The following is a 17,771-nucleotide window of genomic DNA, read 5'->3' as shown; positions in this document are numbered from 1 at the left end:
CGGCCCGTGTACACCGACCGAAATCGCTCGAGGTCCGGCCGAAGGCCGGTTCCGCGTGGTCGTTACCAGCCACGCCGGCCCCTCCCGCGGCCGGCCGAACCGGACGACCCCGCCACCGACGTCATCCCGGACGCCCGGCCGGACCAGCGGAGACGCCGCTGGAAGATCGTCCGCCGGGTGCTGTACGTGCTGGCCGGCCTGTTCTTCCTGGTGCCCGCGGTCGCCTTCGTGATCACCTACTTCGCCGTCGACGTGCCTTCGCCGGACAAGGTCGCGCAGTCGCAGGGCCAGGCGGTCACCTACCTCTACGCCGACGGCACCGAGATGGGCAAGGACGTGCCCGCCGGCGGGAACCGGCAGATCCTCAGCCCGGCCCAGATCCCGGACGTCGTCAAGAAGGCCGTGATCGCCACCGAGGACGCGTCCTTCGAGACCAACTCCGGCTTCGACCTCACCGGTATCGCGCGGGCCGCCTACAACCAGGTCACCGGCGGGTCCGGCGGCGGCTCGACGATTTCGCAGCAGTACATCAAGAACGCCTCCGGCGACGACGCGCCGACGTTGACGCGCAAGTGGGTCGAGCTGGCGAAGTCGTTCAAGATGAACCAGACCTACGAGAAGGCGGACATCATCACCGCCTACCTCAACATCATCTACTTCGGCCGCGGCGCGTACGGCATCCAGGCGGCGGCGCAGGCGTACTTCGGCAAGGACGCCGCTCAGCTGAACTACTCCGAGGCCGCGTTGCTCGCCGGGCTGATCCAGCAGCCGGGCCGGTCGGAGAACGCGACGGTCGCCCGCGACCGGTGGGGCACGGCCCTGGACCGCATGCAGCGCAACGGGTACCTCACGGCCGCGGACCGGAAGGCGGCGAAGTTCCCGACGCCGGTGCCGCTCGTCGAATCGCGGCAGCAGGGGACCAAGCTCAACCCGTTCGTCAAGAAGCAGGTCAAGGCCGAGCTGGCCGCGGCGGGGATCCCCGAGGAGAAGTACTACTCGGGTGGGTTCCAGGTGTTCACGACGATCGACTCGAAGGCGCAGGAAGCCGCCGAGAAGGCCGTGGCCGAGGGCATGGCCGGGCAGACCGACGACCGCATCCTCGACGCGCTCGTCGCCGTCGACCCGAAGTCCGGCGGCGTGCTCGCCTACTACGGCGGCGCGCCGATCGTGAAGGGCCCGAACGGCGAGGACCAGGCCGGTCGCGACTGGGCGGACGAGGCCCACAACCCCGGGTCGTCGATGAAACCGTTCGACCTCACGGCGTTCCTCAAGGGCGGCCGCGGGCTGAACGCGGTCTTCGACGGCCGCTCGCCGCGGACGTTCCCCGACGTGCCGCTGCCGGTGCGCAACGCCGGAGCCACCAGCAGCTGCTCGGAGACGTGCACGGTGGCCGAGGCGATGCAGCGGTCCACCAACACCGTCTTCTACGACATGGTGCTCAACGTGACCAAGCCCGGCGGGGTGGCCGAAGCCGCGCAGGAGGCGGGTATCCGGACGAAGGACACCGGCGGCCGCAGCGTGCTGTTCACCGGGGACAACAACATCTCCATCGGCGGTGGCCAGACCGCGGTCACGCCGGCGGACATGGCGGCGGCGTACGCGACCTTCGCCGCCGGCGGCGTCCAGCACAGCCGGCACTTCGTGCAGAAGGTGACGAACTCCGAGGGCGAAACCGCCTACGAGGCCGACGTGCGCGCGACGGACGCGTTCGCGGACAACGACCGCGGCAAGAGCAGGCAGATCGCCGGGAACGTGACCGCCGCGCTGGCGCCGGTGATCCCGTTTTCGCGGCTGACCTGCCCGGTCGGCCACGAATGCGCGGGCAAGACCGGCACCCAGCAGCACACGCCCGGCGACAACGAACCCGCGTCCGCGGCGAACACGAACTCGCAGACGTGGATGGTGGGCTACACGCCTTCGGTCTCCGCCGCGGTGTGGGTGGGCGGCGACGGTGACAAGGCCCTGCGCGGCCCGACCGGCCAGCCGCTGACCCCGTCGGTCGTGGCCGGTCCGGTGTGGCAGCGGTTCATGCAGCTCTACCTGGCCGGGAAGCCGGCCGAACGGTTCGACCGGGTGCAGGCGATCACCTCGCCGCAGGACGACCAGCTCCAGCTGCAGCTCCAGTTCCAGCAGCAGCAACAACAGCAGCAGTTCCAGCAGCAGGATCAGGGCGTCACCGTCGGCCGCGGCGACAACCAGTTCCAGCAACAGCAACAACAGTTCCAGCAACAGCTTCAGCAGTTCCAACAGCAGCAACAGCAACAGCAGAACCGCGGGGGACGGCGCGACGGCCGGCCACCCAGAGCCGGGAACGGGAACGACACCGGCCAGGCGAACGTCGGGCCCGTGACCACCCCGGCCGGGCCGTGAAGGTGGCCGTGACCTCGGAGCTGGGGGTCAACGAGGTCACGGCCGGTCAGGGGGTCAGAGCTCGACCACGGTGCCTTCGACGCCGGAGCGGTGCGCGGCCTCGATCACGCGCAGGACCTCGACCGAGGACGCCGGGTCGACCGGGAACTCGCCTTCACCGCGCAGGGCGTCACGCACCTGGGCGTAGAACTGCTCGTAGCGGCCGACTTCGGTGGGCACGGTCTCGATCTCCGGGCCGACGCCGAGCTTCCCGGCGTCCGCCGCGGGCTCGGTGCCCCAGCCGGCGTCGCCGGGCCGCAGGCCCGCCTTGATCTGCGGTTCCTGCACGTCGAGGCCGTACTTGGTGAACGTCGCCCGGTCGCCGAGCAGCCGGAACCGCGGGTTGAGGGTGGCTGCCAGCGCGGTCGCCCACAGGTGCGAGCGGACGCCGTTCGCGTGGTGCAGGGCGACGAAGACGTCGTCGTCGACCTGCACGCCGGCGCGGCGGCGGTCGGCCTCCGCGTAGACCGTGCTGACCGGGCCGAACAGCTGCAGCGCCTGGTCGACGATGTGCGCGCCGAGGTCGTAGAGCAGGCCGCCGGCCTCGGCGGGGTCGCCGAACTCGCGCCAGTTGTCCTTGGGCTTCGGCACCCAGCGGTCGTAGCGGGACTCGAAGCGGAACACCTCGCCGAGGCGCCCGGAGTCGAGGACCTTCCGCACGGTCAGGAAGTCGGAGTCGAGGCGCCGGTTCTGGAACACCGTCAGGCCGACGCCCGCCGCCTTCGCCGCGTCGACGACCTGCTGGGCTTCGGCGGCGGTCGGCGCGAACGGCTTGTCGACGACCGCCGGCAGGCCGGCTTCGATCGCCCGCAGCGCGAGCGGCACGTGCGTGCGGTTCGGGGTGCTGACCACGACGAGGTCGAGGTCACCCGCGCGCTCGAACAACGCGTCCGCGTCCGGCACGACCTCCGCGCCCGGGTGGTCGATCCGCGCTTGTGCGGCGTTGCCCGACGTCGTGATCACCGCCGGGGTGAGCCCGGGCGTCGCCGCCACCAGGGGCGCGTGGAAGACGCGTCCCCCGATGCCGTACCCGAGGATGCCCACGCGCAAGTCGTCCGCCATGCCGTCATTAAACCCCGCGCGCCCTTAATAAAACAACAGCGTTGCCTAACTGGCCGGCCGTGCGAAGATCCTGTCCATGGCGGACACCGGGGTGAACCTGCGCGACGTGCGCGAGCACAACCGTGCCCTGCTGCTCACGCACATCCTGCGCGCCGGCGGCCTCAGCCGGGTCGAGCTCGCCGAACGCACCGGGCTCACCCAGCAGGCCGTCTCCAAGATCGTCCCCGAGCTCCTCGACACCGGCCTGCTGGACGAGCAGCGGCAGCCGTCGGCCGGCGTCGGCAAGCCCCGCACGTTGCTGCGCATCCGGGCGGGCGCCAGGCACGCGCTCGGCGCGCGCCTCGACCGCGACGAGTACCGCGTGCTGCGCAGCAACCTCGTCGGCGAGGTCGAGGAGACGGCGGGCGGCCCGCTGCCGCCCGGCTTCACGCCCGCGCAGGCCGTCGACGCGATCGGCGCCACCGCGCTCGAGCTCGCCGACGGCTTCGACGTGCTCGGCCTCGGCCTCGGCGCGGTCGGCCCGCTGGACCACCGCGCCGGCCTGGTCCGCGACGCGACGAACATGCCCGGCTGGCACGACGTCCCCCTGCGCGAGCTGCTGGAGCAGCGCACCGGGCTGCCGGTGACGCTCGACAAGAACACCAACGCCGCCGCGTTCGCCCGGCTCTGGCCGCACGGCGACCCGACGGCGACCGCGGTGGTGCTCGTCGGCACCGGCATCGGCGTCGGCCTGCTGATCGACGGACGGCTCTACCGCGGCCCGCGGACCAACGCGGGTGAGTTCGGGCACACCACGATCGCCTACGACGGGCCGCGCTGCGCCTGCGGGCGGCGCGGCTGCGTCGAGATCATGGCCAAGCAGGCCCCCGACACGCGGACCGCCGCCGGCTTCCTCGGCATCGGGCTCGCCGACCTGGTGCAGGTGCTCGACCTGGAGCGGATCGTGCTGGCCGGGCGGGCGGTCCGGGACGAGCCGGACGTCCACCGCGAAGCCGTCTCGGCCCGGCTCGAAGAGCTGCTTCCGCTGCCGCACTGGCAGCGCATCGAGGTCGTGGAAGACGCCTCCGGCGAGGAGATCGTCACCCGCGGGGCGGCCGCCGAGGTCCTGGCCTCGTACTACGCGAATCCGGCATGATCACCGGCTTCACCGCCACGCACGCCGATCACCGATACGATCCGCCTCGTGCCAGAGGAGACCACGCGGGAAGCGGAACCCGCTCCCGTGACGCTGACCCGGGCGGAACGGGTCGTCCCGAGCTGGAACGAGCCCCTCGCCGCGGCGGTCACCAGACCACTGGGCGGCCCGCTGGGTGAGCACGCGGCGGTCGGCAGGCACTGGTTCTGGTCACCCCAGCGCGTCGGGCTGCTGCTGGCCACGCTGGCGCTGATGCTGTGCTGGTTCGGCAAGGGCTCCTGCATCCAGCAGTACCAGGACTCCAGCGGCGCGACCCAGCTCGACTGGCGCGCGGGCCGCCCGTTCGTCGCGATGTGCTACTCCGACATCGTGCCGCTCTACGGCTCCGAGCGGCTCGACCGGCCGGGCACCTTCCCGTACTACACGTCGTGGAAGGAGAGCTCGCAGACCGCCGAGAACAACACCCGGTACATGGAGTACCCGGTGCTCACCGGGCTCTTCCAGTGGGCGAACGCGAAGCTCGCCGCGGGCTGGTACAACGTCGCCCAGTCCGGCTGGCTGCCCGGCGCCCTGCCGGTGGCGATCTACTTCGACATCACGGCGTTCTTCCTCGGGCTCGCCTGGCTCGTCACCGTCTGGGCGACCGGCCGCACCGTGAAACGCCGTCCGTGGGACATGGTCCTGGTCGCGATCTCGCCGCTGGTGCTGGTGCACGCCTTCACCAACTTCGACGCGATCGCGACCGCGTTCACCGCGACCGGCCTGCTGGCCTGGGCGCGCAAACGCCCGCTGCTCGCCGGCCTCCTGCTCGGGCTGGGCGCGACGGCGAAGCTCTACCCGCTCTTCCTGGTCGGGGTGCTGTTCTTCCTGTGCCTGCGCGCCGGGAAGCTGACGCCGTTCTGGAAGACCGCGGGCGCCACCGTCGTGACGTGGCTGGCGGTGAACGCGCCGTTCATCCTCACCGCCACCCGCGGCTGGTGGGAATTCTTCCGGATGAGCACGCTGCGGCCGATGGACCCGGACTCGCTGTACAACGTCTTCTCGTACACCACCGGCTGGGCCGGGTTCGACGGCGTGCTGGAGAAGAACCAGACGCCGACGTACCTGAACGTCACGGTGGCCGTGCTGTTCCTGACCTGCTGCGCCGGGATCGCCTACCTCGCGCTCGCCGCGCCGCGCCGTCCGCGCGTCGGTCAGCTCGCGTTCCTCGTGGTGGCCGCGTTTCTGCTCACCAACAAGGTGTGGAGCCCGCAGTACTCGCTGTGGCTCGTCCCGCTGGCGGTGCTGGCCATCCCGCGCTGGCGGCTGCTGCTCGGCTGGATGCTGATCGACGCCGTGGTCTGGGTGCCGCGGATGTTCTACTACCTCGGCGTCGACCACAAGGGCCTGCCGGAGGGCTGGTTCCTCGGCACGGTCGTGGTCCGCGACCTCGCGGTCGTCGGGCTGTGCGTGCTGGTGGTGCGGGAGATCTACCGCCCGGCGACCGACCTGGTGCGGATGGACGGCGACGACGACCCGGCCGGCGGCTTCCTCGACGGCGCCCGGGACGTGATCATCCCGAACGCCACCCGGCGCCGCCGGAAGGCCGTGTCCGTCTAACCGAGCTGTTCCCGCAGGTACGCGATGTCGGTCGCCTGCCCGTCGGCCGGCGTCTCGACGACGACCGGGGCACCCGCCTCGCGGGCGACGGCGACCAGCACCTCGGGGTCGATCGTGCCCTCGCCCTGCACGACGTTGGCGTGCCGGTCGCGGGTCGAGCCGAACTCGTCGCGGGAGTTGTTGAGGTGCACCAGGTCGATCCGGCCGGTGATGGCCTTGACCTTCTCCACGGCGGTGGCCAGGTCCCACCCCGCGGCGAACGCGTGGCAGGTGTCCAGGCAGAACCCGGCGCCGAACTCGCCGACCTTGTCCCACAGCCGGGCGATCACGTCGAGGTCGCGGGTCATCGCGTTTTCGCCGCCGGCGGTGTTCTCGATCAGGATCGGGACCTTGAAGCCGCCCTTCTCCTGCTCGCGCTCGAACAGCTTGCGCCAGTTGTCCAGCCCGGCCTCGACGTCGTCGTTCGCGCCGACGTGCCCGCCGTGCACGATCAGGCCCTTCGCGCCGATCGCGGCGGCGCCGTCCGCGTGTTGCGTGACGTTCTTCCGGGACGGGATCCGGATCCGGTTGTTCAGCGAAGCCACGTTGATGAGGTAGGGAGAGTGGATGAACACCTCGACCGGGTCCGCGGCGATGGCCTCGCCGTGCGGGTGCGGCTTCGGGGCCTTCCAGCCCTGCGGGTCGGAGAGGAAGAACTGGACGACGTCGGCTTTGCGCTCGGCGACCGCGGTCAACGGGTCGTCGTCACGGACATGGGCGCCAATCAGCATGCCGAGCACGCTACTCCGGGTGCATCTTTCCCCTGTGGGACCGGTTGGTGACGCTCGTGGAGTACCGTGAGCGCGTTCCGTGATCCAGATTGGTCCGACTGCCGGAGGGCATGATGGGGAAGCACGTCGCCCGGATCACCGCACTGGGTTTCACCATCGCCGCTTCGGCCGCGCTCGCGGCGCCGGGCGTGGCGAACGCGGAGACCAGCCCCACCCTCGGCGGCAGCTGTGAGGCGACGCTGCAGCAGGGGAGCGCGTCCGGTCTGACGCTCGACGCCGGCGCCCCGCTGAACGCCCCGAACCAGCTCACCGTCGGCCTCGACTCGAGCTCGCGGAACACGGACGGCTCGGCACCCCTGCTCACGCTGCCGCTCGGCGACACGGTGAAGGCGCTCGGCATCGGCCAGGTGCCGCTGGTCGGCGACGCCACGGCCAAGGGCGTCTGCCCGGCCGCGCAGGGCACGGTCAACGCGGTCGGCAACCTGACCCAGGGCGTGGCCTCCGAGCTGCCGTCGCTGCCGCCGTCGCCGGGCCCGAAGCCGCCGCAGCCCGCTCCGCCGGCCCCGCCCGCCCCGAACCCGCCGAACCCGGGGCCGAACCCGCCGGGCAGCAGCACCGGCCCGGTGGTCTCCGGCCCGGGGAACGCCGGCCTGCCGGGCGACGCGATCTCGGGCATCTACACCAACGCCGCACTGCTGCCCGGCAGCCTGGTGCAGGCGCCGGTGATCGCCCAGATCATCCCCGGCCGGCAGGTCCCGCCGCCGACGGTCGACGCCCAGAGGTCCGGCACGGCGGAGGCACTGCCGGCGGTCACGCCACCGGCGAAGCTGCCGATGCTGCTCGCGGTGCTGGCGCTGGCGATCGTCGCGGCCGCGCTCGTCCGGGCCTGGATCCGCCGCAGCCCCGCCTGACGCACGGTGACGCCGCCTTCCACCCGAATGCCGGACATTTTTGAACGAGCGAGCGTCACCCGGCTGCCTTAGCGTCGTTGTACTGGGCAGTAGGCGACGACAGCAGGGGCGGCGAGCATGCAGGATCGGACACGGAGGGCTACGGCGGTCGGTGCGACGGCGGTCGTCCTCGCCGGTTCGGCACTGCTCGGCATGCCCGGAACGGCCTCCGCGGACACGATCACGGCCAAGTGCGGCGACACGATCAGCGCCAAGCCCGGCGACACGGTCAAGGCCACGACGCCGCTGCTCGGCCTCCCGCTCAACCTCGGCGTGGTCACGGACGGCACCAAAGTGCTGACCGGGACGATCAACGCGGTCCTCGGCACCCTCTGCCAGGTCACCGTGAACGTGGTGAACACCGTCGTCTCGCCGGTGCCGGTGATCGGCGCGCCCGCGGCGAGCGCGATCAACCAGGGTGTCCAAGGCGTCACCAGCGGCACCCAGCAGGGTCTCCGCTCGCTCAGCGGCGGCGGCCAGCCAGCCCCGCAGCAACCCGGCGGCTCGGGCGGCAACCCCCAGCAGCAGCCGCCGGCCCAGGGCGGCTCCGGGGGCGCGCCGCAGGGCGGCACCCCGGCGGGCACCATGCCGATCCCGGACGCGAACAGCCCGCTCCTGCCCGGCTTCGCGAGCACGCCGGTGTTCGGCGGCTTCCCGTTCACCTTCGGCACGGGTTACGCCCCGATGCGCGACTACAGCGGCATCCCGTTCGCGACGGCCGGGCTGTTCTCGCCGTCGCCGGCGATCCGGTACGGCAGCCAGATCCCGGGTTACGCCCCGCAGTACGGCCTCACCAGCCCGGAGGGCACGCCGGACGGCAGTTCCGGCGTGCAGACCGCAGGCCAGGCCGAAGCACTACCGTCCGCATCGGACGGGTTCACGAACGGGTCGAACCTGCCGCTGCTGATCGCGGTTCTGGCACTCTCCGGAGTCAGCGCGGGCCTCGTCCGCACCTGGGTACTCCGCCGAATGGCCGCTGCGAATTGATCTGACTGCCGAGTATCTTTCGCGTATCGCCCTCGTTGACCCTGTTGTTCAGGACGACGCCCCGATAACCCCGGAGGAAATGCTCGTGCGGAAGACCCTGACCGTCACCGCCATCGCCGCGTTCCTGGTCGGCGGCGCATTCCTTTCCACGGGCACCGCCTCCGCCGCGACCACCCTCGTCAGCAACAGCTGCACGGGCTCGGTCACCGGGCAGATGGGCGACCAGGTGGCGATCGACGGGACCTCGGTCAAGACGCTCGTGACCAACGGCGCCAACAACGCCGGGACGCTCGCGGTCGGGAGCTGGGCGGGTGACTCCATCGCCAAGATCCACTCCATCCCGGTGGGCCAGGTGCCGAACGCCGCGGGTGGCGAGGCGAGCGGCGCCGCGATCGGCAAGGCCGTGCGCACCGCGCTGGCCAACTCCGGCACGTGGGGCCTCGGGTTCGACTGGAACAAGACCCTGGACAGCGTGGAGAGCACAGTCGCCAAGGGCTGCGGTCTCACGCTGCTGGCCGGCAACTACGTGGCGCCCAGCACCCCGGCCCAGCAGGGCAGCGGCACCGGCGCCACGCAGGGCCGCGCCGACACCGCTCCCGGCGGCGCGTCGGGCAACCTCTCGAACCTGAACCCCGGCACCGCCGGCGGCACGGGCGGCAGCGCGCCGATGCGCGACTACAGCGGCATCCCGACGGCGACCGCCGGCACGGCCGTCGCCCCCGGCGTGCGCTACCCGGCGAACGGCACCCTCCCCGGTGACGTGTCGGCCCCGCAGACCGGCGACCAAAGCGGCCAGAGCGGCCAGGGCGCGGACATCCGCGACGCCGGCAACGCGCAGTCGCTGGCCTCGAACAGCGCGCCGAACGACGTGCAGCTGCCCATGCTGATCGCGGTGATCGTGCTCGCCGGGGTGACCGCCGGGCTCGTCCGCACCTGGGTGCTGCGCCGGGCCGCCTGACCCCCCGAGAAGACCCACTGTCCGGTCCTGTCGGTACCCCCAGGTAGCCTTACCTGGACAAACCCTCCTGCCACGGACAGCCCGTGGCCGCGAGCCCATAGGAGGTGAGTGGTTGTGTCACGCCATTACGAGGTAATGGTCATCCTGGACCCCACGCTCGACGAGCGCACGGTCGCCCCCACGCTGGACAACTTCCTCAACGTGATCCGCACTTCGGGCGGTTCCGTGGAGAAGGTCGACGTCTGGGGCCGCCGCCGCCTTTCGTACGAGATCAAGAAGCACGCCGAGGGCATCTACGCCCTGCTGGACCTGAACTCCTCGGCCGACGCGGTCAAGGAGCTCGACCGGCAGCTCTCGCTGCAGGAGACCGTGCTCCGCACCAAGGTCATGCGTCGCGAGGTCAAGCGCGCCGCGGCCAAGCCCGCTGCCGCCAAGGCCTGAGCCCAAGGGGAACCCCGATGGCTGGAGACACCGTCATCACGGTGGTCGGCAACCTGACGTCCGACCCGGAGCTGCGCTTCACCCCGTCCGGTGCGGCGGTCGCGAACTTCACCGTCGCGTCCACCCCGCGCACCCTCGACCGGCAGTCCGGCGAGTGGAAGGACGGCGAGGCGCTGTTCCTGCGCTGCAACATCTGGCGGCAGGCGGCGGAGAACGTCGCCGAATCCCTGACCCGCGGCGCCCGCGTCGTCGTGCAGGGCCGCCTGAAGCAGCGGTCGTTCGAGACGAAGGAAGGCGAGAAGCGGACCGTCGTCGAGCTCGAGGTCGACGAGATCGGCCCCTCGCTGCGCTACGCCACGGCCAAGGTCAACAAGGTCAGCCGCGGTGGCGGCGGTGACTTCGGCGGCGGCGGTGGCGGCGGGAACCGCGGTGGCGGCGGCGGAATGCCGGCCGACGACCCGTGGGGTTCCGCCCCGGCCGCGAGCAGCGGTGGCGGCGGCTTCTCGGACGAGCCCCCGTTCTGATCTCGCGCGAGAGCGCACACATCCACAAGATTTGATTTCCAGGAGTAGACAGTGGCCAAGCCACCCATTCGGAAGCCCAAGAAGAAGGTCTGCGTGTTCTGCAAGGCCGAGAAGAAGGGCCGCCCGGAACTGATCGACTACAAGGACACCAACCTGCTGCGGAAGTACATCTCCGACCGCGGCAAGATCCGTGCCCGTCGCGTCACCGGCAACTGCAGCCAGCACCAGCGTGACATCGCCATCGCGGTCAAGAACTCCCGCGAGATGGCGCTGCTGCCCTACACCTCGACCGCGCGCTAAGGGAGGGCAGGAGACATGGCGAAGATCATCCTCACCACGGACGTGGCCAACCTGGGCGGCCCCGGCGACATCGTCGAGGTCAAGGACGGCTACGCGCGCAACTACCTGCTCCCGCGGGGCTACGCGATCGTGGCCTCCAAGGGCGCGGAGAAGAACGTGCGCACCATCCAGCGCGCGCAGGAGAGCCGTCGCATCCGCGACCTCGACCACGCCAAGGAGATCAAGGCGACGCTGGAGGGCCTCGGCGCCATCCAGCTCACCGGCAAGGCGGCCGAGGGCTCGAAGAAGCTCTTCGGTTCGATCACCGCCGGCGAGATCGTCGACGCGATCAAGGCGGCCGGTGGCCCGCTGCTCGACAAGCGCGTCATCGAGCTGCGCGACCACATCAAGACCGTGGGCAAGCACTCGGTCGGCGCCCGGCTCCACCCGGACGTGAAGGTCGACGTGCGGCTCGAGGTCAAGGCCGTCGCCCAGTAGGGGTCGGCACAGTAAGGCAGTACGTCGTGAGAAGGCGGGTCACCCCTGGTGGGTGGCCCGCCTTCACGCTTTCCGGGGAACCTCGGACACCGCGGCGGCGTCGGAGGAGAATGGGCGAGGACGCGAAGGGGATGGGATCGCATGGCTAACGAGGTCAACATGTCCGCGCCGGCCGGTGGCGGCGGCTTCACGTTCGACGCCGACAAGATCGACGGCGTCATCAAGAAGTGGCAGGACCTGCAGGCCGACCTGAAGCGCGACTTCGAAGACGCCAACCTGATGGCGAACGTGAAGGCGCCCGGCAAGGAGTTCGCCAGCAGCGACTGGGAAAAGCTCGCGAACCCCTCCGGCAAGGCGTTCCTCGAGCAGAACCAGAAGATGCAGGACTACGTCAAGAACTACATCGACGCGCTCACCGCCGCGAAGCAGAAGATCACCACCAAGGAGTCGGACGCCTCCGCCGACCTTTCGAAGACGGGGAACCAGGCCACGTGAACCGACGACTCATCGCCGTCCCGGCGCTGGCCTGCGCCGTGCTCGCCCTCGCCGGCTGCGGCGCCAAGACCCGGGGCACCGCCAACCCGGCGCCGTCCACGGCCGTATCGAGCAGCGAGGCCGCCGGCGGCGGCTCCGCGCCGAAGGTGCCGAGCCCGCTGAACACCGCGTCGATCACCTCGGACGCCTGCGCGACGCTGTCGGCGTCCGCGCGCTCCTCGCTCAGCCTCGGCCAAGGCGAGCCGCGCTCCACGGGCAACGGCCCGAGCTGCACCTTCCAGGAGACCGCCGACCCGGGCAACCAGATCGACGTGACGACGGTGACAGCGAACAAGAACGGGCTCAGCGACGTCTACGACACGAAGGCCAACGACGCGTACTGGGAAGAGACGCAGATCGGCGGCTACCCGGCCGTCTACGCGGCGGCGCTGGACTCGCGCAACAAGGGCAAGTGCGGCCTGTTCGTCGGGGTGACCGACGAGCTGTCGGTCAACATCCTGGTGCAGTACGACCACGGCGCCGGCGCGTCGGACCCGTGCCCGGTGGCGCAGAAGTTCGGCGAGGCGATGGTGCAGACGTTGAAGGAGGGCTGACATGCTGGAACTGGTGCTCCTGGGCGGCTTCGCCGCGTACAACATGGCGACGACGCATTCGGACGACCACACGTCGGTGCAGGGTGACCGCAAGATCGACTGCTACGACATCTGGGAGAAGATCACCACCGGCCCCGGCGCCGGTTCGATCGAAAACGGCCAGTCCGCGGCGAGCCGGCTGAAGGGCGCGTACGCCGAACGGCTCGGCACGATCGACGCGCTGGCCAAGGAGATGGACGCGGCCTGGACCGGCGGCGGCGCCGAGGCGGCGCAGAACGCCGGCGCCCACCCGCTGCGGGTGTGGATGCAGGACTCCGGCACCAAGCTCACCGACTCGGACAAGTACCTCGGCGAGCAGCACAACGCCTTCACCACGGTGCACGCGCAGGTGCAGCAGGTGCCGAAGGACCCGCCGAAGAACAACCTGCTCAACGCGGTGACGCCGTGGACGACCGACACCGACCGGGCGATCCGCGACTACAACGCCAAGGGCCAGGCCAACGTCGACGCCTTCAACACCTACTACAAGGCGAGCAACGACAACGGCCAGAAGATGCCGGCGTACGCCGCGCTGCAGGGTCAGCAGGAGAACGTCAACGTCGACGGCGGCGGCAAGGACGGCAAGAAGAAGCCGGGCGAAGACGGCAACAGCAACGGCAACAACGGCAGCGGGAACCCCAACGGCACCGGCTCGGTGCCCGGCGTGAACATGCCGGGTCCGGGCGGCGTGCCGTCCTTCCCCGGCCAGCCGAACACCCCCGGTGGCAGCTTCGACCCGGGCAAGGTGCCGGGCTTCGACCCGTCGAGGCCGCCGAACTTCGACCCCTCGAAGGTGCCGGGCGGGAACTACGACCCGTCGAAGATCCCCGGCGCGGGCAACTACACCCCGCCGAACTTCAGCGACGGCACCCATTCGTCGGGGTTCACGCCGCCGAAGATCCCCGGGGCCGGCGGCTTCGGTCCCGGCGGGGCGGGTGGCGCGGGCGACTTCTCCATCCCGGGCGGCGGCTTCGGCCCGGGCGGCTCGGGCGGGATCGGCGACCCGTCGGCGGGCTTCGGCCCGGGCGGCGTCGGCTTCGGGCCCGGCGGCTCGACCGGGGCGGCCATGCCCGGCGCCGGAGACGCGGCCGGGGCCGGCCGGGGCGGGGCGGGTGCCGGCGGCGCGATGGGCGGCACGGGCGCGGGTCGCGCCGGTGCGTCCGGGATGGGTGGCATGGGCGGCATGCACCCCGGCGGCGCCAAGGGCCAGGGCGGCGGCGACGAGGAACGCACGTCGAAGTACCTGCTCGGCGACGACCCGAACGACATCTTCGGCACCGACGAGCTGACCGCGCCGCCGGTCATCGGCGAGTAGCGCACGCGGGACGGCCGGGCGCGTGCCAAGATGAGCGCGCCCGGCTCGTGCGGGGTTCACCAACGATCTACTGGGGGAAAGCGCGGTGCTGGACAGGCAGGTCACGATCACGACCGGCACCTTGATCAACCTGATCCGGCGCCGGGGCGGCGAGCCGCACACGGTGCTGTCCGAGACGCCCACCTGGTACAGCGACGAGGCCCAGCGCGCCGAGGACGAGCGGACCAACGCCGAGCTCGCCAAGGCCGGGCTGTTCGGCCCGCGCGGCATGCACCCGGGGTTCGTCGCGACGATCGAAGCGATCGCCCGGCCGCAGCTGGAGTACTACGGCTGGATCGACGGCGGGTTCCAGGGCAAGCCGGTGAGCTACCGGCTGCTCGCGGGCAGCGCCGGCGGCGAGGCGTTCGTGCTGGCCAAGCACGAGGAGCTGGACGTCGTCGTGCTGGAGTCGACGAAGCCGCACGAGTTGCTCGACGACTTCCTCGGCCAGATCCCGAAGCTGGCGCCCGGCCGCGGGACGCCGCTCGCGGTGCCGAAGAGCCAGATCGAGGGGACGGCCCGCGGCGATGACGGCGTCGGGTTCGCGGTGCTCCGCAGCGACCGCCCGGCCGAGGGCTCGCAGGAGGTCGAAGAGCTCCGCCGGATCCTCGCGTTGCGCCGGATGGGGAGCGGCAGCCTCTACGTCGCGGCCCGCAACCGCACTGGCGCCCGGCACCGGATCGAACGCCCGGTGAACTACATCGATACCTCGGAAGGCCGATGGCTGACCGAGGAGATTCCGGGGCGCGGCGAGAACCGGATCGCCTTCACCCCGGCCGACCAGCGCGTTCTCGCTGACCGGTTACGCAGCGCACAGGGCCGCCTCACCGCGGCCTGACGAACGCGCCGTTCAGCCCACCGAGTGACGCGTCTACCCTCCGTGATATTCATCCACAGGTCACGCGGTTCAATGGGTTCGAGCTGGTCCACGACACGCCGAAGAACGGACTTCCCGCGACACGCCGGACGAGTTTTCCGCGAGTTCTCCACACCTTATACACAGCGTTTGACCTGCGTATTCACCAAAGCCGATCACGCTTGTCCCCAACTTGTCCACAGCTCTCGCAGCACCTGTGATTGGTTACCCCCGTTCATCCCCAGGTTGTCCACAGAAGGGTCCCCACCCTGAATTGCCATCGGCCGTCCGGGGGATCTAGCGTGCCCGCTCGGGCCTGTACTCACGGTGGCGCTCCGCGTGTCTGCGGCAGCCGGCCGGCGTTGTCGCCGATCATCGGGGACGGGTCCGGTGGCCGGGCGCATGAGCACCGGCCACGTGCTTCGAGAGCGAAGATCCGGCATAATCGAACGGGTGTTCGACACGATGAGGAGGTGTCCGGGGCGGTGGCGCTGACCGACGACCGCAGTCCGATGTATGCGGAGGGAGACCCGGGTCCGAGCGACCCCGGTCCCGGTGGCGGTGGGGGCTTCGACCGCCAGCCGCCGCAGGACATCGCGGCCGAGCAGTCCGTGCTCGGCGGCATGCTGCTGTCGAAGGACGCGGTCGCCGACGTCATCGAGGCGCTCGGCCCCGACGACTTCTACCGGCCCGCGCACCAGGCGATCTACGACTGCATCCTCGACCTCTACGGCCGCGGCGAGCCCGCCGACCCGATCACCGTCTCGGCCGAGCTGGAGCGGCGCGGGGAGCTGGGCCGCGTCGGCGGCGCGCCCTACCTGCACACGCTGATCGCGACGGTCCCGACAGCGGCGAACGCCGGGTACTACGCGGAGATCGTCTCGGAGAAGGCGGTGCTGCGCCGGCTGGTCGAAGCGGGCACCCGGATCGTGCAGTACGGCTACGGCGCGGCGGCGGCCGACGGCGCGAACATCGACGAAGTGGTCGACCGCGCGCAGGCCGCGATCTACGACGTCACCGAGCGGCGGACCAGCGAGGACTACGTCGCGCTGGAAGAGCTGCTGCAGCCGACGATGGACGAGATCGACGCCATCGCCTCGCGCGGCGGCCAGTCGCAGGGCATCCCGACCGGGTTCACCGACTTCGACGAGCTGACCAACGGCCTGCACCCGGGGCAGATGATCATCGTCGCCGCGCGCCCCGGTGTCGGCAAGTCGACGCTGGGGCTGGACTTCGCGCGCTCGGCGTCGATCCGCCACGGCCTGACCAGCGTCATCTTCTCGCTGGAAATGAGCCGCACCGAGATCGTCATGCGCATGCTCTCGGCCGAGGCCAAGATCCGCCTCGCCGACATGCGCGGTGGCAAGATGTCCGACGACGACTGGACGCGGCTGGCCCGCCGGATGAGCGAGGTCTCCGAGGCGCCGCTGTTCGTCGACGACTCGCCGAACATGACGATGATGGAGATCCGGGCGAAGGCGCGGCGGCTGAAGCAGCGCAACGACCTCAAACTCGTCGTCCTCGACTACCTCCAGCTGATGACCTCGGGCAAGCGCGTCGAGTCGCGGCAGCAGGAAGTCTCGGAGTTCTCGCGGCAGATGAAGCTGCTGGCCAAGGAGATCGAGGTCCCGGTGATCGCGATCAGCCAGCTGAACCGTGGTCCCGAACAGCGCACGGACAAGCGCCCGATGCTGTCCGACCTGCGTGAGTCCGGCTCACTGGAGCAGGACGCCGACCTCGTCATCCTGGTCAACCGCCCCGACGCCTGGGAGCGGGACGACCCGCGCGCGGGCGAGGCGGACCTGATCATCGCGAAGCACCGCGCCGGCCCGACGGCGACGATCACCGTCGCGCACCAGCTGCACTACAGCCGCTTCGTCGACCTCTCGCACGATTAACCGAGGGCGCTGTACCCGCGGACGAAGGCCGTGAGGAGCCTGCCGAACGTCTCGCGGTCCTCCTCCAGCCAGTCCGCCATGACCTCCGCGAACACCCCGCGGCGGAAGGCGTGCAGCTCGTCGAGGTGCGCCTGGCCGGCCTCGGTCGGCACGAGCACCGCACGCCGTCCGTCGCGCTGATCGGCTTCGCGGCGAAGCAGCCCCTGCTCGACGGCGCGCGCCACGAGCCGGCTGGCGCGCGGCTGGTCGACACCCATCGCCGCGGCCAAGGCCGTCACCGTGCCGGGTTCCCCGCGCTCGGCGAGCTCCTCGACGACGTCGAGCAGCTCGAACACCGGGTCGTGCGCGCCGCGCCCTCTCGCCTTGCCGATCCGGCTGAGCGCCCGCCGCTGCTGGCTGCGGCGGATCGCGATCATGGCGCGCTCGACGTCGGCCACGGCGTCCGTCATGGTTGCCCCACCTCCAAACTACATGTACTTTTACATGTAGTTGCTCGCTGACATATCGGAGTCCTCATGAAACCCCTCGGCTGGTGGCTTCGCCACCTCCACGAGCTCCTCGAATCCTCCATGAACCAGGTCCTCGACGCGGAGTCACTGACCCGCCGGCACTGGCAGGTACTCAACACGATCGCCCTCGGCGCCCGCACGCCGGAGCAGGTCGACACGGCGATGGCGCCGTTCGTCGCCGGCGAGGGCCCGATGACGTCGAAGGTGGCCGACCTGCGTGCCCGCGGCTGGGTCGCCGAGGACGGCGCCTTGACCGCCGCCGGCCGCGAGGCACACGCCCGCGTCGAAGCCCGCATCAAGGAGTTCCGCGCGAAAACCGTCGCGGGCATCAGCGAGGACGACTACCGCGCCACCCTGCGGACTTTGGCGCAGTGCGCCGCGAACCTCGAAGCCGCCTGAGGAATATCCCGGGACG

General features: G+C 70.9%; 19 protein-coding genes. 16 read left to right on the top strand and 3 right to left on the bottom strand.

All coding sequences use genetic code 11. From position 1 onward, the window contains the following. The first annotated feature begins 177 nt into the window (after positions 1-177). Positions 178-2,370 (top strand): transglycosylase domain-containing protein, encoded by a 2,193-nt coding sequence (locus ACWED2_RS31080; protein ID WP_449694060.1) that lies wholly within the window; start codon positions 178-180, stop codon positions 2,368-2,370. A gap of 54 nt (positions 2,371-2,424) precedes the next feature. Here ACWED2_RS31080 and ACWED2_RS31075 read toward each other — a convergent pair whose 3' ends face one another. Next, positions 2,425-3,471 (bottom strand): Gfo/Idh/MocA family oxidoreductase, encoded by a 1,047-nt coding sequence (locus ACWED2_RS31075; protein ID WP_449694059.1) that lies wholly within the window; start codon positions 3,469-3,471, stop codon positions 2,425-2,427. Between the two features lie 76 nt (positions 3,472-3,547). Between ACWED2_RS31075 and ACWED2_RS31070 the strand changes: the two genes are divergently transcribed. After that, positions 3,548-4,606: an ROK family transcriptional regulator gene (locus ACWED2_RS31070; RefSeq protein WP_449694058.1), complete on the top strand. Its 1,059-nt coding sequence runs from the start codon at positions 3,548-3,550 to the stop codon at positions 4,604-4,606. A 48-nt stretch (positions 4,607-4,654) separates the two neighbouring features. Next, on the top strand, positions 4,655-6,205 hold the full coding sequence (locus tag ACWED2_RS31065; RefSeq protein ID WP_449694057.1) for a glycosyltransferase family 87 protein: 1,551 nt from the start codon (positions 4,655-4,657) through the stop codon (positions 6,203-6,205). Here the strand turns inward: ACWED2_RS31065 and ACWED2_RS31060 are convergent. Continuing rightward, positions 6,202-6,975: a deoxyribonuclease IV gene (locus ACWED2_RS31060; protein ID WP_449694056.1), complete on the bottom strand. Its 774-nt coding sequence runs from the start codon at positions 6,973-6,975 to the stop codon at positions 6,202-6,204. The genes ACWED2_RS31065 and ACWED2_RS31060 overlap by 4 nt on opposite strands. Before the next feature lie 110 nt (positions 6,976-7,085). Between ACWED2_RS31060 and ACWED2_RS31055 the strand changes: the two genes are divergently transcribed. The 12 genes from ACWED2_RS31055 (at position 7,086) to dnaB (ending at position 16,847) form a co-directional block, all read left to right on the top strand. Beyond that, the gene (locus tag ACWED2_RS31055; RefSeq protein ID WP_449694137.1) at positions 7,086-7,886 is read left to right on the top strand and encodes a hypothetical protein; all 801 of its coding nucleotides are present in this window, start codon (positions 7,086-7,088) and stop codon (positions 7,884-7,886) included. A gap of 117 nt (positions 7,887-8,003) precedes the next feature. Further along, entirely contained in the window at positions 8,004-8,912 is a 909-nt protein-coding gene (locus ACWED2_RS31050) for a hypothetical protein (protein WP_449694055.1), read from the top strand. A gap of 79 nt (positions 8,913-8,991) precedes the next feature. Then, on the top strand, positions 8,992-9,870 hold the full coding sequence (locus ACWED2_RS31045; protein WP_449694054.1) for a hypothetical protein: 879 nt from the start codon (positions 8,992-8,994) through the stop codon (positions 9,868-9,870). Positions 9,871-9,984: 114 nt separating this feature from the next. Then, positions 9,985-10,311 (top strand): 30S ribosomal protein S6, encoded by a 327-nt coding sequence (rpsF, locus tag ACWED2_RS31040; RefSeq protein ID WP_200876551.1) that lies wholly within the window; start codon positions 9,985-9,987, stop codon positions 10,309-10,311. 17 nt (positions 10,312-10,328) lie between these two features. Further along, a complete protein-coding gene (locus tag ACWED2_RS31035; protein WP_206784298.1) occupies positions 10,329-10,835 on the top strand; it encodes a single-stranded DNA-binding protein in 507 nt (168 codons plus the stop codon). A gap of 51 nt (positions 10,836-10,886) precedes the next feature. Further along, positions 10,887-11,135, top strand: coding sequence for a 30S ribosomal protein S18 (gene rpsR, locus ACWED2_RS31030; RefSeq protein WP_003098744.1), 249 nt, complete (start codon positions 10,887-10,889; stop codon positions 11,133-11,135). A gap of 15 nt (positions 11,136-11,150) precedes the next feature. Next, on the top strand, positions 11,151-11,612 hold the full coding sequence (rplI, locus tag ACWED2_RS31025) for a 50S ribosomal protein L9 (RefSeq protein WP_003098743.1): 462 nt from the start codon (positions 11,151-11,153) through the stop codon (positions 11,610-11,612). Positions 11,613-11,753: 141 nt separating this feature from the next. Beyond that, positions 11,754-12,107 carry a hypothetical protein gene (locus ACWED2_RS31020; RefSeq protein WP_449694053.1) on the top strand — a complete coding sequence of 118 codons (354 nt, stop codon included), beginning with the start codon at positions 11,754-11,756 and terminating at the stop codon, positions 12,105-12,107. Next, a complete protein-coding gene (locus ACWED2_RS31015; protein ID WP_449694052.1) occupies positions 12,104-12,700 on the top strand; it encodes a DUF3558 domain-containing protein in 597 nt (198 codons plus the stop codon). The genes ACWED2_RS31020 and ACWED2_RS31015 overlap by 4 nt, the downstream gene beginning before the upstream one ends. 1 nt (position 12,701) lies before the next feature. Beyond that, entirely contained in the window at positions 12,702-14,054 is a 1,353-nt protein-coding gene (locus ACWED2_RS31010) for a hypothetical protein (protein WP_449694051.1), read from the top strand. 85 nt (positions 14,055-14,139) lie between these two features. After that, a complete protein-coding gene (locus ACWED2_RS31005; RefSeq protein ID WP_449694050.1) occupies positions 14,140-14,931 on the top strand; it encodes an ESX secretion-associated protein EspG in 792 nt (263 codons plus the stop codon). Positions 14,932-15,434: 503 nt separating this feature from the next. Beyond that, the gene (gene dnaB, locus ACWED2_RS31000) at positions 15,435-16,847 is read left to right on the top strand and encodes a replicative DNA helicase (RefSeq protein WP_449694136.1); all 1,413 of its coding nucleotides are present in this window, start codon (positions 15,435-15,437) and stop codon (positions 16,845-16,847) included. On the opposite strand, the gene ACWED2_RS30995 is transcribed toward dnaB, so the two are convergent. Continuing rightward, the gene (locus ACWED2_RS30995) at positions 16,844-17,296 is read right to left on the bottom strand and encodes a MarR family winged helix-turn-helix transcriptional regulator (protein WP_449694049.1); all 453 of its coding nucleotides are present in this window, start codon (positions 17,294-17,296) and stop codon (positions 16,844-16,846) included. The genes dnaB and ACWED2_RS30995 overlap by 4 nt on opposite strands. Positions 17,297-17,362: 66 nt before the next feature. On the opposite strand from ACWED2_RS30995, the gene ACWED2_RS30990 reads away from it, so the two are divergent. Next, positions 17,363-17,755, top strand: coding sequence for a helix-turn-helix domain-containing protein (locus tag ACWED2_RS30990; protein ID WP_449694048.1), 393 nt, complete (start codon positions 17,363-17,365; stop codon positions 17,753-17,755). The last annotated feature ends 16 nt before the right edge of the window (positions 17,756-17,771 follow it).

This window comes from Amycolatopsis sp. NPDC005003, from assembly GCF_053600695.1.
Note: the sequence above shows the minus strand (reverse complement) of the source record. Positions and strands in the feature narration are given on the sequence as shown.

Excerpts from the sequence above, each read along its gene's own strand:
- ACWED2_RS31075 (WP_449694059.1), bottom strand. The coding sequence starts at position 3,471 with ATGGCGGACGACTTGCGCGTGGGCATCCTCGGGTACGGCATCGGGGGA.
- ACWED2_RS31070 (WP_449694058.1), top strand. The coding sequence starts at position 3,548 with ATGGCGGACACCGGGGTGAACCTGCGCGACGTGCGCGAGCACAACCGT.
- ACWED2_RS31060 (WP_449694056.1), bottom strand. The coding sequence starts at position 6,975 with ATGCTGATTGGCGCCCATGTCCGTGACGACGACCCGTTGACCGCGGTC.
- ACWED2_RS31055 (WP_449694137.1), top strand. The coding sequence starts at position 7,086 with ATGATGGGGAAGCACGTCGCCCGGATCACCGCACTGGGTTTCACCATC.
- ACWED2_RS31050 (WP_449694055.1), top strand. The coding sequence starts at position 8,004 with ATGCAGGATCGGACACGGAGGGCTACGGCGGTCGGTGCGACGGCGGTC.
- ACWED2_RS31045 (WP_449694054.1), top strand. The coding sequence starts at position 8,992 with ATGCTCGTGCGGAAGACCCTGACCGTCACCGCCATCGCCGCGTTCCTG.
- ACWED2_RS31035 (WP_206784298.1), top strand. The coding sequence starts at position 10,329 with ATGGCTGGAGACACCGTCATCACGGTGGTCGGCAACCTGACGTCCGAC.
- rplI (WP_003098743.1), top strand. The coding sequence starts at position 11,151 with ATGGCGAAGATCATCCTCACCACGGACGTGGCCAACCTGGGCGGCCCC.
- ACWED2_RS31020 (WP_449694053.1), top strand. The coding sequence starts at position 11,754 with ATGGCTAACGAGGTCAACATGTCCGCGCCGGCCGGTGGCGGCGGCTTC.
- ACWED2_RS31010 (WP_449694051.1), top strand. The coding sequence starts at position 12,702 with ATGCTGGAACTGGTGCTCCTGGGCGGCTTCGCCGCGTACAACATGGCG.
- ACWED2_RS30995 (WP_449694049.1), bottom strand. The coding sequence starts at position 17,296 with ATGACGGACGCCGTGGCCGACGTCGAGCGCGCCATGATCGCGATCCGC.
- ACWED2_RS30990 (WP_449694048.1), top strand. The coding sequence starts at position 17,363 with ATGAAACCCCTCGGCTGGTGGCTTCGCCACCTCCACGAGCTCCTCGAA.